The organism is Pantoea sp. M_10, from assembly GCF_008631515.1.
Lineage (GTDB): Bacteria > Pseudomonadota > Gammaproteobacteria > Enterobacterales > Enterobacteriaceae > Pantoea > Pantoea anthophila.
On sequence record NZ_VWUL01000013.1, the window covers coordinates 1 to 13248 of the forward strand.

25 protein-coding genes and 1 pseudogene are annotated in these 13248 nt (G+C 51.8%); 25 read left to right on the forward strand and 1 reads right to left on the reverse strand.

Annotation, left to right across the window (positions count from 1 at the left end; genetic code table 11):
* The 3 genes and pseudogenes from tuf to bfr all read left to right on the forward strand — a co-directional run.
* Nucleotides 1–203 (forward strand): annotated as a pseudogene (gene tuf, locus F3I47_RS21815) (elongation factor Tu); the annotation flags it as partial.
* Nucleotides 204–374: 171 nt separating this feature from the next.
* Nucleotides 375–569, forward strand: coding sequence for a bacterioferritin-associated ferredoxin (gene bfd, locus F3I47_RS21820; protein WP_009087597.1), 195 nt, complete (start codon nt 375–377; stop codon nt 567–569).
* A 98-nt stretch (nt 570–667) separates the two neighbouring features.
* The gene (gene bfr / locus F3I47_RS21825) at nt 668–1141 is read left to right on the forward strand and encodes a bacterioferritin (protein ID WP_009087595.1); all 474 of its coding nucleotides are present in this window, start codon (nt 668–670) and stop codon (nt 1139–1141) included.
* Here the strand turns inward: bfr and F3I47_RS21830 are convergent.
* Nucleotides 1128–1898 (reverse strand): A24 family peptidase, encoded by a 771-nt coding sequence (locus tag F3I47_RS21830; RefSeq protein ID WP_150030463.1) that lies wholly within the window; start codon nt 1896–1898, stop codon nt 1128–1130. The genes bfr and F3I47_RS21830 overlap by 14 nt on opposite strands.
* A gap of 393 nt (nt 1899–2291) precedes the next feature.
* Between F3I47_RS21830 and rpsJ the strand changes: the two genes are divergently transcribed.
* From rpsJ to rplO, 22 genes are all read left to right on the forward strand, one after another.
* A complete protein-coding gene (gene rpsJ, locus F3I47_RS21835; protein WP_001181005.1) occupies nt 2292–2603 on the forward strand; it encodes a 30S ribosomal protein S10 in 312 nt (103 codons plus the stop codon).
* A 32-nt stretch (nt 2604–2635) separates the two neighbouring features.
* Nucleotides 2636–3265: a 50S ribosomal protein L3 gene (gene rplC, locus F3I47_RS21840; RefSeq protein WP_006120583.1), complete on the forward strand. Its 630-nt coding sequence runs from the start codon at nt 2636–2638 to the stop codon at nt 3263–3265.
* A 10-nt stretch (nt 3266–3275) separates the two neighbouring features.
* On the forward strand, nt 3276–3881 hold the full coding sequence (gene rplD / locus F3I47_RS21845) for a 50S ribosomal protein L4 (protein ID WP_009087590.1): 606 nt from the start codon (nt 3276–3278) through the stop codon (nt 3879–3881).
* Nucleotides 3878–4180: a 50S ribosomal protein L23 gene (gene rplW, locus F3I47_RS21850; protein ID WP_003850708.1), complete on the forward strand. Its 303-nt coding sequence runs from the start codon at nt 3878–3880 to the stop codon at nt 4178–4180. Before rplD ends, rplW begins: the two co-directional genes overlap by 4 nt.
* A 17-nt stretch (nt 4181–4197) precedes the next feature.
* Nucleotides 4198–5019 carry a 50S ribosomal protein L2 gene (rplB, locus tag F3I47_RS21855; protein WP_009087588.1) on the forward strand — a complete coding sequence of 274 codons (822 nt, stop codon included), beginning with the start codon at nt 4198–4200 and terminating at the stop codon, nt 5017–5019.
* 16 nt (nt 5020–5035) lie between these two features.
* Nucleotides 5036–5314 (forward strand): 30S ribosomal protein S19, encoded by a 279-nt coding sequence (gene rpsS / locus F3I47_RS21860; protein WP_001138115.1) that lies wholly within the window; start codon nt 5036–5038, stop codon nt 5312–5314.
* 13 nt (nt 5315–5327) lie between these two features.
* Nucleotides 5328–5660 (forward strand): 50S ribosomal protein L22, encoded by a 333-nt coding sequence (rplV, locus tag F3I47_RS21865; RefSeq protein WP_008927136.1) that lies wholly within the window; start codon nt 5328–5330, stop codon nt 5658–5660.
* A gap of 17 nt (nt 5661–5677) precedes the next feature.
* Nucleotides 5678–6376, forward strand: coding sequence for a 30S ribosomal protein S3 (gene rpsC / locus F3I47_RS21870; protein ID WP_009087585.1), 699 nt, complete (start codon nt 5678–5680; stop codon nt 6374–6376).
* Nucleotides 6377–6388: 12 nt separating this feature from the next.
* A complete protein-coding gene (rplP, locus tag F3I47_RS21875) occupies nt 6389–6799 on the forward strand; it encodes a 50S ribosomal protein L16 (protein WP_002438716.1) in 411 nt (136 codons plus the stop codon).
* Nucleotides 6799–6990, forward strand: a complete 192-nt coding sequence (rpmC, locus tag F3I47_RS21880) for a 50S ribosomal protein L29 (RefSeq protein WP_003850146.1) — start codon at nt 6799–6801, stop codon at nt 6988–6990. The genes rplP and rpmC overlap by 1 nt, the downstream gene beginning before the upstream one ends.
* Nucleotides 6990–7244 carry a 30S ribosomal protein S17 gene (gene rpsQ, locus F3I47_RS21885; protein WP_003850147.1) on the forward strand — a complete coding sequence of 85 codons (255 nt, stop codon included), beginning with the start codon at nt 6990–6992 and terminating at the stop codon, nt 7242–7244. The genes rpmC and rpsQ overlap by 1 nt, the downstream gene beginning before the upstream one ends.
* 359 nt (nt 7245–7603) lie before the next feature.
* On the forward strand, nt 7604–8956 hold the full coding sequence (locus tag F3I47_RS21890) for an 8-oxoguanine deaminase (protein WP_150030461.1): 1353 nt from the start codon (nt 7604–7606) through the stop codon (nt 8954–8956).
* A 248-nt stretch (nt 8957–9204) separates the two neighbouring features.
* On the forward strand, nt 9205–9576 hold the full coding sequence (gene rplN, locus F3I47_RS21895; protein WP_006120590.1) for a 50S ribosomal protein L14: 372 nt from the start codon (nt 9205–9207) through the stop codon (nt 9574–9576).
* A 10-nt stretch (nt 9577–9586) separates the two neighbouring features.
* Entirely contained in the window at nt 9587–9901 is a 315-nt protein-coding gene (gene rplX, locus F3I47_RS21900) for a 50S ribosomal protein L24 (protein ID WP_003850150.1), read from the forward strand.
* 14 nt (nt 9902–9915) lie between these two features.
* Complete coding sequence (gene rplE, locus F3I47_RS21905; protein WP_003850155.1) at nt 9916–10455, forward strand: 50S ribosomal protein L5; 540 nt, start codon at nt 9916–9918, stop codon at nt 10453–10455.
* Nucleotides 10456–10469: 14 nt separating this feature from the next.
* Complete coding sequence (gene rpsN, locus F3I47_RS21910; protein WP_008927132.1) at nt 10470–10775, forward strand: 30S ribosomal protein S14; 306 nt, start codon at nt 10470–10472, stop codon at nt 10773–10775.
* Nucleotides 10776–10807: 32 nt separating this feature from the next.
* Nucleotides 10808–11200, forward strand: a complete 393-nt coding sequence (gene rpsH / locus F3I47_RS21915; RefSeq protein WP_003850158.1) for a 30S ribosomal protein S8 — start codon at nt 10808–10810, stop codon at nt 11198–11200.
* 13 nt (nt 11201–11213) lie between these two features.
* Nucleotides 11214–11747: a 50S ribosomal protein L6 gene (gene rplF / locus F3I47_RS21920; protein ID WP_009087581.1), complete on the forward strand. Its 534-nt coding sequence runs from the start codon at nt 11214–11216 to the stop codon at nt 11745–11747.
* A gap of 9 nt (nt 11748–11756) precedes the next feature.
* Nucleotides 11757–12110: a 50S ribosomal protein L18 gene (gene rplR, locus F3I47_RS21925; RefSeq protein ID WP_003850163.1), complete on the forward strand. Its 354-nt coding sequence runs from the start codon at nt 11757–11759 to the stop codon at nt 12108–12110.
* A gap of 14 nt (nt 12111–12124) precedes the next feature.
* Nucleotides 12125–12625 (forward strand): 30S ribosomal protein S5, encoded by a 501-nt coding sequence (gene rpsE / locus F3I47_RS21930; protein WP_003850164.1) that lies wholly within the window; start codon nt 12125–12127, stop codon nt 12623–12625.
* 5 nt (nt 12626–12630) lie between these two features.
* Nucleotides 12631–12810 carry a 50S ribosomal protein L30 gene (rpmD, locus tag F3I47_RS21935; RefSeq protein WP_003850166.1) on the forward strand — a complete coding sequence of 60 codons (180 nt, stop codon included), beginning with the start codon at nt 12631–12633 and terminating at the stop codon, nt 12808–12810.
* 3 nt (nt 12811–12813) lie between these two features.
* Nucleotides 12814–13248: a 50S ribosomal protein L15 gene (rplO, locus tag F3I47_RS21940; RefSeq protein ID WP_009087579.1), complete on the forward strand. Its 435-nt coding sequence runs from the start codon at nt 12814–12816 to the stop codon at nt 13246–13248.

A 13248-nucleotide genomic window follows, 5' to 3' on the forward strand; every position in this document is an offset into this window, starting at 1 on the left:
GTCCACAGTTCTACTTCCGTACCACTGACGTGACCGGTTCAGTAGAGCTGCCAGAAGGCGTTGAAATGGTAATGCCAGGCGACAACATCAAAATGGTTGTTACCCTGATCCACCCAATCGCAATGGATGAAGGTCTGCGCTTCGCAATCCGCGAAGGCGGCCGTACCGTTGGCGCGGGTGTTGTTGCTAAAGTTATCGCTTAATTGTGATATCTGCTGTGGTCGTGCAAACGGCCACTGCAACACAAGGAAAAGAGCACTTCGGTGCTCTTTTTTTTTGCCTGAAAAGCAGCATAACCCTGCAAAGGGTAGGTTTGTAATAAAAACGATTCGCATTTACACTGTGTACAGAAAATGGTCTCGAGTGATGAAAGAATGTACGTCTGCCTGTGTAATGCCATCAGTGATAAAACCCTTCGTGAAGTAGTACGGCGCTATCAGCCCAAATCCATCCAGCAACTGCGTCATTTTGTACCGGTCGGCAAACAGTGTGGCAAATGTCTGCGCGCCGCGCGGGAAATCATGGATGAAGAGATGCAGCATCCGCCACTCTATAAAGAGATCGCCTGACACACTGCGTGTGCGAATACCCACAATATCTGTCGCGTTTTTTTGACTTCTTTTTAATCACATCTACGATCTGATAAAGCAGACGTGGAGGGTTAACAATGAAGGGCGATATCAAAATTATCAGTCATCTCAATAAACTGCTTGGAAATGAACTGGTTGCTATAAACCAGTATTTTTTGCATGCGCGGATGTTTAAAAACTGGGGGCTGATGCGCCTCAATGATGTGGAGTATCACGAATCGATCGATGAGATGAAGCATGCCGACAAATACATCGAGCGCATTCTTTTTCTGGAAGGGATCCCGAATCTGCAGGATCTGGGCCGGCTGCGCATCGGTGAGGACGTTGAGGAAATGCTGAGTTCAGATCTCAATCTGGAGCTGGAAGGCGCCAAAGATCTTCGTGAAGCGATCGCCTATGCGGACAAAGTTCATGACTATGTCAGCCGTGACATGATGATTGAAATCCTGGCAGATGAGGAGCATCACATCGACTGGATTGAGACGGAGCTTGAGCTCATCCGGATGATGGGGATCCAGAACTACCTGCAGGCTCAGATCAAAGAAGCGTGAACCGCGTCTGCAGGACGAGAGTGACCCAGCCCGCAATGGCCAGGAAAGGGCCAAAAGGCAGCGGGCTGACGCCCTGCGTCCGGCCACGCAATTGCAGCATCAACACGCCTGCCAGCGCCAGCAGAGTGGCACCCAGTGCAATCCAGGGCAATCCCTGCCAGCCACAGCAGGCCCCCAGCGCGGCGAAAAGCTTCATATCACCATATCCTAATCCCTCATACCCCCTGACCAGTCGGTAGCCCTGGGCAAGCAACCACAGGGCAACGTAGCCCGAGAGTGCACCCCATATCGCCGGGGTTTCGGTGCCTGCCAGTGTTGCATGAATTAACCCCAGCCAGAGCAACAGATAATTGAGCGGGTCAGGTATGCAGAGATGGCGACGGTCAATCAGGGCCACCATCATCAACAGAGAGGCCGCCGTAAGAATAAACAGCGCATCAGTCAGGCTGTCGAAGCTTAGCAGTACAAGCAGGCTCAGGCTGGCAACCAGCCATTCCATGACCACACTCTCTGCGCTAAATGAGTAAGAGCAGAAGCGACAACGGCCTTTTAAGGCAGCCCAGCTGATCAGCGGCAGCGTATCGCGCCATAACAGAGGCTGGCGGCAGTGGGGACAGTGCGAGCCGGGAAAACAGAGGGCGGCACACCACCGGGTGGGAGAAAGGGCAGGGGTGAAGCGCGCGCAGGCCAGCGAAAGAAAGCTGCCCAGCGCACCTCCGCCAGCCAGGGCGGCTAACTGAATCAGGATTAAGGTCATCTTCGGGCTCCGGCTAAACGGTCGGCCATACTTTCACCGCTTTTACGCCCCGTGTCGCCTGTGTATGCCAGCTTGCGGAACCCTGTTCACAACCTGATTCACCCCCTGTCAGTCATGAGACAGGTCTGTGCGATGTATGCCTCAGGACCCGGCCACTAATTAACAGCGAAAATGCCAGCACGGGTTGCTTCCTGAACAGAATTACGTATAATGCGCGGGCCTGCAGATATTGCAGGCGCGATTCGAGCAGAATCGCAGACGGCTGACCGTTAGGCCGCCTGACAATACTCCCAATTGGGGAGTTATATGCTGAACGATTACACTCTCCCATCAATCGTAATGGGTTCGAGTAGTAATTTTTTTCGTCTATAAAAAGTTTGGAGCTCTGGTCTCATGCAGAACCAAAGAATCCGTATCCGTCTTAAAGCGTTTGATCATCGTCTGATCGATCAATCAACCGCGGAAATCGTTGAGACTGCCAAGCGCACTGGTGCGCAGGTTCGTGGTCCAATCCCGCTGCCAACCCGCAAAGAGCGTTTTACCGTTCTGATCTCTCCGCACGTCAACAAAGATGCGCGTGATCAGTACGAAATCCGCACTCACAAGCGTCTGGTAGACATCGTTGAGCCAACCGAAAAAACGGTTGATGCTCTGATGCGTCTGGATCTGGCTGCCGGTGTTGACGTGCAGATCAGCCTGGGTTAATCAGGTCATCGAGCGATTGAGAGGTTGAAACAATGATTGGTTTAGTCGGTAAAAAAGTGGGTATGACCCGCATCTTCACTGAAGATGGCGTTTCTATCCCAGTAACCGTAATCGAAGTTGAAGCGAACCGCGTTACTCAGGTCAAAGGCCTGGAGAACGATGGTTACCAGGCAATTCAGGTTACCACCGGTGCTAAAAAAGCAAACCGTGTGACCAAACCTGAAGCTGGTCATTTTGCTAAAGCTGGCGTTGAAGCTGGCCGTGGCCTGTGGGAATTCCGCACCGCTGAAGGTGACGAGTATTCTGTAGGTCAGAGCATCAGCGTTGAAATTTTCGCTGACGTTAAAAAAGTAGACGTAACTGGCACCTCTAAAGGTAAAGGTTTCGCCGGTACCGTTAAGCGCTGGAACTTCCGTACCCAGGACGCTACTCACGGTAACTCCTTGTCTCACCGCGTTCCGGGTTCTATCGGTCAGAACCAGACTCCGGGCAAAGTGTTCAAAGGCAAGAAAATGGCAGGTCAGCTGGGTAATGAGCGCGTAACAGTTCAGAGCCTGGACGTAGTACGTGTTGACGCTGAGCGCAACCTGCTGCTGGTTAAAGGTGCAGTTCCCGGTGCTACCGGTAGCGACCTGATCGTTAAACCAGCTGTGAAGGCGTAAGGGGATAGCAATGGAATTAGTATTGAAAGACGCGCAGAGCGCGCTGACTGTTTCCGAAACTACCTTCGGTCGTGATTTCAACGAAGCGCTGGTTCACCAGGTTGTTGTTGCTTACGCATCAGGCGCCCGCCAGGGAACTCGCGCGCAGAAAACTCGCGCTGAAGTAACCGGTTCAGGCAAAAAGCCATGGCGTCAGAAAGGCACCGGCCGTGCGCGTTCAGGTTCTGTGAAGAGCCCGATCTGGCGTTCAGGTGGCGTGACCTTTGCTGCTAAGCCACAAGACCACAGTCAAAAAGTTAACAAAAAGATGTACCGCGGCGCGCTGAAAAGCATCCTGTCCGAACTGGTACGTCAGGACCGTCTGATCGTTGTCGAATCATTTGCTGTAGAAGCGCCGAAAACCAAGCTGCTGGTACAGAAACTGAAAGACATGGCGCTGGAAGACGTGCTGATCATCACCGGCGAACTGGATGAGAATCTGTTCCTGGCTGCGCGTAACCTGTACAAGGTTGACGTGCGTGATGCATCTGGTATCGATCCAGTTAGCCTGATCGCCTTCGACAAAGTCGTTATGACTGCTGATGCAGTTAAGCAAGTTGAGGAGATGCTGGCATGATCCGTGAAGAACGTCTGCTGAAAGTACTGCGCGCGCCGCACGTATCTGAAAAAGCATCTAGCGCGATGGAAAAAACCAATACCATCGTTCTCAAAGTTGCTAATGACGCGACCAAAGCAGAGATCGTTGCTGCTGTTGAGAAACTGTTCGAAGTAGAAGTTAAAGACGTAAACACCCTGGTTGTTAAGGGCAAAGTTAAGCGTCAAGGACAGCGTATCGGTCGTCGTAGCGACTGGAAAAAAGCTTACGTCACCCTGAAAGAAGGCCAGAATCTGGACTTCGCTGGCGGCGCTGAGTAAGTCGGAGGAGAAAGACAATGGCAGTTGTTAAATGTAAACCGACATCTCCGGGTCGTCGCCATGTAGTTAAAGTGGTAAACGCGGAGCTGCACAAGGGCAAACCATTTGCCCCGCTGGTAGAAAAAAACAGCAAATCCGGTGGCCGTAACAACAATGGTCGTATCACTACCCGTCATATCGGTGGTGGTCACAAGCAGGCTTATCGTATTGTTGACTTCAAACGCAACAAAGACGGTATCCCGGCAGTTGTTGAACGTCTTGAGTACGATCCGAACCGCTCTGCGAACATCGCACTGGTTCTGTACAAAGACGGCGAACGCCGTTACATCCTGGCCCCTAAAGGCCTGAAAGCCGGCGACCAGATTCAGTCTGGCGTTGATGCTGCGATCAAAGCAGGTAACACACTGCCGATGCGTAACATCCCGGTGGGTTCAACCGTGCATAACGTAGAAATGAAACCAGGCAAAGGCGGTCAGATTGCTCGCTCAGCCGGTGCTTACGTGCAGATCGTTGCGCGTGAAGGTTCTTACGTTACCCTGCGTCTGCGTTCAGGTGAAATGCGTAAAGTCGAGTCTGACTGCCGCGCAACACTGGGCGAAGTCGGCAACGCTGAGCATATGCTGCGCGTTCTGGGTAAAGCTGGTGCAGCCCGTTGGCGTGGTGTTCGTCCGACCGTTCGTGGTACCGCGATGAACCCAGTTGATCACCCGCACGGTGGTGGTGAAGGTCGTAACTTTGGTAAGCACCCGGTTTCTCCGTGGGGCGTTCAGACCAAAGGTAAGAAGACCCGTAGCAACAAGCGTACTGATAAATTTATCGTACGTCGCCGTAGCAAATAATATTAGAGGATAAGCCATGCCACGTTCTCTCAAGAAAGGTCCTTTTATTGACCTGCACTTGCTGAAGAAGGTAGAGAAAGCGGTGGAAAGCGGTGACAAGAAGCCTTTGCGCACTTGGTCCCGTCGTTCAACGATCTTTCCTAACATGATCGGTTTGACCATCGCTGTCCATAATGGTCGTCAGCACGTTCCTGTCTTTGTTTCCGACGAAATGGTTGGTCACAAACTGGGTGAATTCGCGCCGACACGTACTTATCGCGGTCACGCGGCTGATAAAAAAGCCAAGAAGAAATAAGTAGGAGGAAGAGATGGAAACTTTAGCTCAACATCGCCACGCTCGTTCTTCTGCTCAGAAGGTTCGCCTTGTTGCTGACCTGATTCGCGGTAAGAAAGTGTCGCAGGCACTGGACATTTTGACCTACACCAACAAGAAAGCGGCTGTACTGGTCAAGAAAGTTCTGGAATCTGCCATTGCTAACGCCGAACACAACGATGGCGCTGATATCGACGATCTGAAAATCACGAAAATTTTCGTTGATGAAGGTCCGACCATGAAACGCATTATGCCGCGTGCCAAAGGTCGTGCAGATCGCATCCTGAAGCGCACCAGCCACATTACTGTGGTTGTGTCCGATCGCTGAGACTCTGGAGACTAGCAATGGGTCAGAAAGTACATCCTAATGGTATTCGCCTGGGTATTGTAAAACCATGGAACTCTACCTGGTTTGCGAACACCAAAGAATTCGCTGACAACCTGGACAGCGATTTTAAAGTCCGTCAGTTTTTGACTAAAGAACTGGCTAAAGCGTCTGTCTCTCGTATCGTTATCGAGCGTCCAGCTAAGAGCATCCGTGTGACTATTCACACCGCTCGTCCTGGCATCGTTATCGGTAAGAAAGGCGAAGACGTAGAAAAACTGCGCACGGTCGTCGCGAACATCGCTGGCGTTCCTGCACAGATCAATATCGCCGAAGTCCGCAAGCCGGAACTGGACGCAAAACTGGTTGCTGACAGCATCACTTCACAGCTGGAGCGTCGTGTGATGTTCCGTCGTGCTATGAAGCGTGCGGTTCAGAACGCCATGCGTCTTGGCGCGAAGGGTATTAAAGTCGAAGTTAGCGGCCGTCTGGGCGGCGCCGAGATCGCACGTACCGAATGGTATCGTGAAGGTCGCGTACCGTTGCACACACTGCGTGCTGACATTGACTACAACACCTCTGAAGCGCACACCACTTATGGTGTAATCGGCGTTAAGGTATGGATCTTCAAAGGTGAGATCCTGGGTGGTATGGCTGCTGTTGAACAACCGGAACCGGCTGCTCAACCTAAAAAGCAGCAGCGTAAAGGCCGTAAGTAAGGAGAGTCGCTGATGTTACAACCAAAGCGTACAAAATTCCGTAAGGTGCACAAAGGCCGCAACCGCGGTCTGGCGCAGGGTACGGATGTTAGCTTCGGTACTTTCGGTCTGAAAGCTGTTGGCCGTGGTCGTCTGACTGCTCGTCAGATCGAAGCAGCACGTCGTGCTATGACCCGTGCAGTTAAGCGTCAAGGTAAGATCTGGATCCGAGTATTCCCGGACAAACCGATCACCGAGAAGCCGCTGGAAGTGCGTATGGGTAAAGGTAAGGGTAACGTTGAGTATTGGGTTGCCCTGATCCAGCCTGGTAAAGTCCTGTATGAAATGGACGGCGTACCAGAAGAGCTGGCCCGTGAAGCATTCAAGCTGGCAGCAGCAAAACTGCCTATCAAAACCACCTTTGTAACTAAGACGGTGATGTAATGAAAGCAACTGAGCTGCGTGAAAAAAGCGTTGAAGAGCTGAACACTGAGCTGCTTAATCTGCTGCGTGAGCAATTTAACCTGCGCATGCAGGCAGCATCTGGCCAACTGCAGCAGACTCATCTGCTGAAACAGGTTCGCCGTGATGTTGCACGCGTTAAGACTTTACTGACTGAGAAGGCGGGTTCGTAATGACCGATAAAATCCGTACTCTGCAGGGTCGTGTAGTAAGTGACAAAATGCAGAAATCTGCAGTTGTTGCTATCGAACGTTTCGTGAAACACCCGATCTACGGCAAATTCATTAAGCGTACGACCAAGCTGCACATCCATGACGAGAACAATGAATGTGGAATTGGCGACGTGGTAGAAATCCGCGAATGCCGTCCACTGTCCAAGACTAAATCCTGGACCCTGGTTCGCGTAATTGAGAAAGCTGTTCTGTAATAAGAACCGTTTTTTCTGAGGAAACCCTCTGCTTCGGCAGGGGGTTTTTTTTTTGCCTCTGCCCCGGGATTGATCCATTTGTGTCCCCGGCCATGCAGATTTGATAGTGCGCACAAATTCGACAGTTTCCGGGCGGTAAGCTGCGACTCTTCAGGCGGTCTGGCCTGAATGCATCGGGCTGAACAGGCCGGTGTCGTCATAACTGTACAAGGAAATGTGCCGTGAAAATGGAGAGTCCCGATCGCTTACGGCGGTCACTGCTGAAATTACCTTTGTTTGCTGCGTTGCCTGCTGTTAGCTCTGCCAAAAGCTTGCCGCTATTATCGGAAAGCACACAACATCAACCTACAGGCAATAGCATGGAACGAACTCTGTTACTGAAGAACGCCGACTGTGTAGTTTGCATGGATGCTGACCGTCGGGAAATTCGCAATGCCTCTGTTCTGATCAAAGGAAATCAGATCGTGGCGGTCGGAGAAGCCGGAACACTACCCGATAGCGCGGATGAAGTTATCGACCTGCGTGGGCACATTGTGATTCCGGGTCTGATCAATACGCATCACCATATGTATCAGAGCCTGACCCGCGCCATTCCGGCTGTACAGAATGGCGAACTCTTTAACTGGCTGACTCACCTCTATCCTCTCTGGCAGAACCTGACACCTGAGATGATTCGTATCTCAACGCAGGTGTCGATGGCTGAACTGATACTCTCTGGCTGCACGACCACCAGTGATCATCTCTATGTCTATCCAAATGGCTGTCAGCTTGATGACAGCATTGAGGCTGCTGCCGTCATGGGAATGCGTTTCCATGCAAGCCGGGGCAGTATGAGCGTGGGGAAATCACGGGGCGGCTTACCGCCCGATAGCCTGGTGGAGAATGAAGCGGCAATTCTGAAAGATACGCAGCGGGTCATTGAACGCTATCACGATGACAGCCACGGTTCGATGCTACGCATTGTGGTGGCTCCCTGTTCGCCATTCTCCGTGAGCCGTGAGCTGATGAAGCAGTCCGCCGCACTGGCCCGCAGTTTCAGCGTCTCGATGCACACGCATCTGGCAGAGAACGACAGCGACATCCGCTACAGTCGCGAAAAGTTTAATATGACTCCTGCGCAGTATGTTGAGGACCTCGGCTGGGTTGGCCCGGATGTCTGGCATGCTCACTGCGTCAAACTCGATCCACAGGGTATTGAACTCTTTGCCCGCACCGGAACCGGCATTGCCCATTGTCCCTGCTCAAATATGCGGCTCGGCTCAGGCATCGCCCCAATACGCCATATGTGTGATGCCGGTGTGCATGTCGGTCTTGGCGTGGATGGCTCCGCCTCCAATGACAGCTCAGATATGATGGCCGAGGTTCGTCAGGCGATGCTGCTGCAGCGTGTCGGGTTTGGCCCGGATGCCATGACCGCACGGCAGGCTCTGGAGCTGGCAACGCTGGGAAGTGCAAAAGTGCTTAACCGTAATGATGTGGGGGCTATTGCGCCTGGCATGATGGCTGACCTGGCGGTGTTTGACCTGAATCGGCCAGGCCTGGCTGGGGCAGGGCACGATCCGGTTGCCGCCCTGGTGTTCTGTAATCCGGGACAGGTGGCTTACAGCATCATTAACGGACAAGTCCGGGTACGTAAAGGAGAACTGGCCGGAATTGAACTGCCAGCGCTGCTGCGTCAGCACAACCAGCTGGCCACAAAACTGGCAGGCTGAGACAGAAGGGCACTTTATTTGGGGATCGACGAAAAATAAGGCAGATTACATTTGCTACTGTTCGCACTATTCCCTAGAATACGCCCTCCCTGTCATCAGGGAAAATCAGCGGCTCGATTGAGAGCCGTTTATTTTTTCTACCCATCTGTGAGAACCGGTGTTACAATGCCGCGCCCTCAATTATGGGGCTTTCTAACGACCTGAGGTTTAGGTCCCGAAGTAGTAGTTGACATTAGCGGAGCACTAAAATGATCCAAGAACAGACTATGCTGAACGTCGCCGACAACTCCGGTGCACGTCGCGTAATGTGTATCAAGGTTCTGGGTGGCTCGCACCGTCGCTACGCAGGCGTCGGTGACATCATCAAAGTTACCATCAAGGAAGCAATTCCTCGTGGTAAAGTCAAAAAAGGTGATGTCCTGAAGGCGGTAGTGGTGCGCACCAGGAAGGGTGTTCGTCGCCCGGACGGTTCTGTCATTCGCTTCGATGGTAATGCATGCGTTATTCTGAACAATAACAGTGAGCAGCCTATCGGTACGCGTATTTTTGGGCCGGTAACTCGTGAACTTCGTACTGAAAAGTTCATGAAAATTATCTCTCTGGCACCAGAAGTACTCTAAGGAGCGAACAATGGCAGCTAAAATCCGTCGTAACGACGAAGTTATCGTGTTGACCGGTAAAGATAAAGGTAAGCGCGGTAAGGTAAAGAATGTCCTGTCTTCTGGTAAGGTCATCGTTGAAGGTATCAACCTGGTGAAGAAACATCAGAAGCCGGTTCCGGCTCTGAACCAGCCAGGTGGCATCGTTGAAAAAGAAGCTGCTATTCAGGTTTCTAACGTTGCACTGTTCAACGCGGCAACTGGTAAGGCTGACCGTGTAGGCTTTAGATTCGAAGACGGCAAAAAAGTCCGTTTCTTCAAGTCTAACAGCGAAACTATCAAGTAATTTGGAGTAGTACGATGGCGAAACTGCATGATTACTACAAAGACGAAGTAGTCCAGAAACTCATGACAGAGTTTGGCTACAATTCTGTCATGCAAGTCCCTCGGGTCGAGAAGATCACCCTGAACATGGGTGTTGGTGAAGCGATCGCTGACAAGAAACTGCTGGATAACGCAGCAGCTGACCTGGCAGCAATCTCCGGTCAAAAACCGCTGGTCACCAAAGCACGCAAATCAGTTGCAGGCTTCAAAATCCGTCAGGGCTATCCGATCGGCTGTAAAGTAACTCTGCGTGGCGAGCGCATGTGGGAGTTCTTTGAGCGTCTGGTCACCATTGCTGTTCCACGTATCCGTGACTTCCGTGGCTTGTCCGCTAAGTCATTCGATGGTCGTGGCAACTACAGCATGGGTGTACGTGAGCAGATCATCTTCCCAGAAATCGACTACGACAAAGTCGATCGCGTTCGTGGTTTGGATATCACCATTACCACTACTGCGAAATCTGATGATGAAGGCCGTGCTCTGCTGGCTGCCTTTGACTTCCCGTTCCGTAAGTAAGGTAGGGTTACTTAATGGCTAAGCAATCTATGAAAGCACGTGAAGTTAAACGTGCAAAATTAGCAGACAAATTCTTCGCTAAACGCGCTGAACTGAAAGCGATCATCTCTGATGTGAACGCTTCCGACGAAGACCGTTGGGATGCTGTTCTGAAGCTGCAGAGTCTGCCGCGTGATTCCAGCCCTTCACGTCAGCGTAACCGCTGCCGTCAAACAGGTCGTCCGCACGGTTTCCTGCGGAAGTTTGGGTTGAGCCGTATCAAGGTCCGCGAAGCCGCCATGCGCGGTGAAATCCCGGGCCTGAAAAAGGCTAGCTGGTAATTGTCACCAATTGAATCACGGGAGTAACACAGATGAGCATGCAAGATCCGATCGCGGATATGCTGACCCGTATCCGTAACGGTCAGGCCGCGAACAAAGTTGCGGTCACCATGCCTTCCTCCAAGCTGAAATTGGCAATTGCCAACGTTCTGAAGGAAGAAGGTTATATTGAAGATTTCAAAATCGAAGGCGACATCAAGCTGGAACTGGAACTGACTCTTAAGTATTTCCAGGGCAAAGCTGTTGTAGAAAGTATTCAGCGAGTAAGCCGTCCTGGCCTGCGCATCTATAAGAAAAAAGATGAGCTGCCAAAGGTAATGGCTGGTATGGGCATCGCTGTAGTTTCTACATCCAAAGGTGTCATGACTGATCGTGCAGCGCGCCAGGCTGGTCTTGGTGGCGAAATTATCTGCTACGTAGCGTAATCGGAGGATACATATGTCTCGTGTTGCTAAAGCACCTGTCGTTGTTCCTGCCGGCGTAGAGGTAAAACTCGACGGTCAGGTAATTTCGATTAAAGGTAAAAACGGCGAGCTGACTCGTACTATCAATGATGCTGTTGAAGTTAAGCATGCTGACAACGCTCTGACTTTCGCTCCGCGCGAAGGTTTCGTTGACGGCTGGGCGCAGGCGGGTACTTCTCGCGCGCTGCTGAACGCAATGGTTATCGGTGTTACCGAAGGCTTCACTAAGAAGCTGCAGCTGGTTGGTGTAGGTTATCGTGCTGCCGTTAAAGGCGATATGGTTAACCTGTCACTGGGCTTTTCTCATCCAGTCGATCACCAGCTGCCCGCGGGTATCACTGCAGAATGCCCAACTCAGACTGAGATCGTGCTGAAAGGCGCTGATAAGCAGCTGATTGGTCAGGTTGCAGCAGACCTGCGCGCCTACCGTCGTCCTGAGCCTTACAAAGGCAAGGGTGTCCGTTACGCCGACGAAGTCGTGCGTACCAAAGAGGCTAAGAAGAAGTAAGGTAACACTATGGATAAGAAATCTGCTCGTATCCGTCGTGCGACCCGTGCACGTCGCAAGCTCAAAGAGCTGGGTGCTACTCGCCTGGTGGTACATCGTACCCCGCGTCATATTTACGCACAGGTAATCGCCCCGAACGGTTCCGAAGTTCTGGTCGCTGCTTCTACTGTAGAAAAAGCTATCACTGAACAACTGAAGTATACCGGTAATAAAGAAGCCGCAGCTGCAGTAGGTAAAGCTATCGCAGAACGCGCAATCGAAAAAGGCATCACAGGTGTTTCTTTCGACCGTTCCGGTTTCCAATATCATGGTCGCGTCCAGGCACTGGCAGATGCTGCCCGTGAAGCTGGCCTTCAGTTCTAAGGTAGAGGTCTAAGATGGCACACATCGAGAAACAAGCTGGCGAACTGCAGGAAAAACTGATCGCGGTAAACCGTGTTTCTAAAACTGTTAAAGGTGGTCGTATTTTCTCCTTCACAGCACTGACTGTGGTAGGCGATGGTAACGGTCGCGTAGGTTTTGGTTACGGTAAAGCGCGTGAAGTTCCAGCAGCGATCCAGAAAGCGATGGAGAAAGCCCGTCGCAACATGGTTAACGTCGCGCTGACCAACGGCACCCTGCAGCACCCTGTTAAAGGTGCACACACGGGTTCCCGCGTGTTCATGCAGCCGGCTTCAGAAGGTACCGGTATCATCGCCGGTGGTGCAATGCGCGCCGTTCTGGAAGTCGCTGGAGTTCATAACGTACTGGCAAAAGCCTATGGTTCTACTAACCCGATCAACGTGGTTCGTGCAACTATCGACGGCCTGGGCAATATGAAATCTCCGGAAATGGTCGCTGCTAAGCGTGGTAAATCCGTTGAAGAAATTCTGGGGTAATCACGATGGCTAAGACTATTAAAATCACTCAAACCCGTAGTTCAATCGGCCGCTTGCCTAAGCATAAAGCCACTCTGGTTGGCCTGGGTCTGCGTCGTATTGGTCATACCGTAGAGCGTGAAGACACGCCAGCTGTACGCGGCATGGTCAACGCGGTTTCCTACATGGTTAAAGTGGAGGAGTAAGAGATGCGTTTAAATACTCTGTCTCCGGCCGAAGGGTCTAAGCACGCTACTAAGCGTCTGGGTCGTGGTATCGGTTCTGGCCTCGGAAAAACCGGTGGTCGTGGTCACAAAGGTCAGAACTCACGTTCTGGCGGTGGCGTACGTCGCGGTTTCGAAGGTGGTCAGATGCCTCTGTACCGTCGTCTGCCGAAGTTCGGTTTCACCTCTCGCAAAGCAATGATCACTACAGAGATTCGTCTGTCTGATCTGGCGAAAGTTGAAGGCGGTATCGTCGACCTGAACGCGCTGAAAGCAGCCAACATTGTCGGTGTTCAGATTGAATTCGTTAAAGTAATTCTGTCTGGTGAAGTTTCTGCACCGGTAACGGTTCGCGGCCTGCGTGTCACCAAAGGTGCTCGTGCTGCAATCGAAGCTGCTGGCGGTAAAATCGAGGAATAA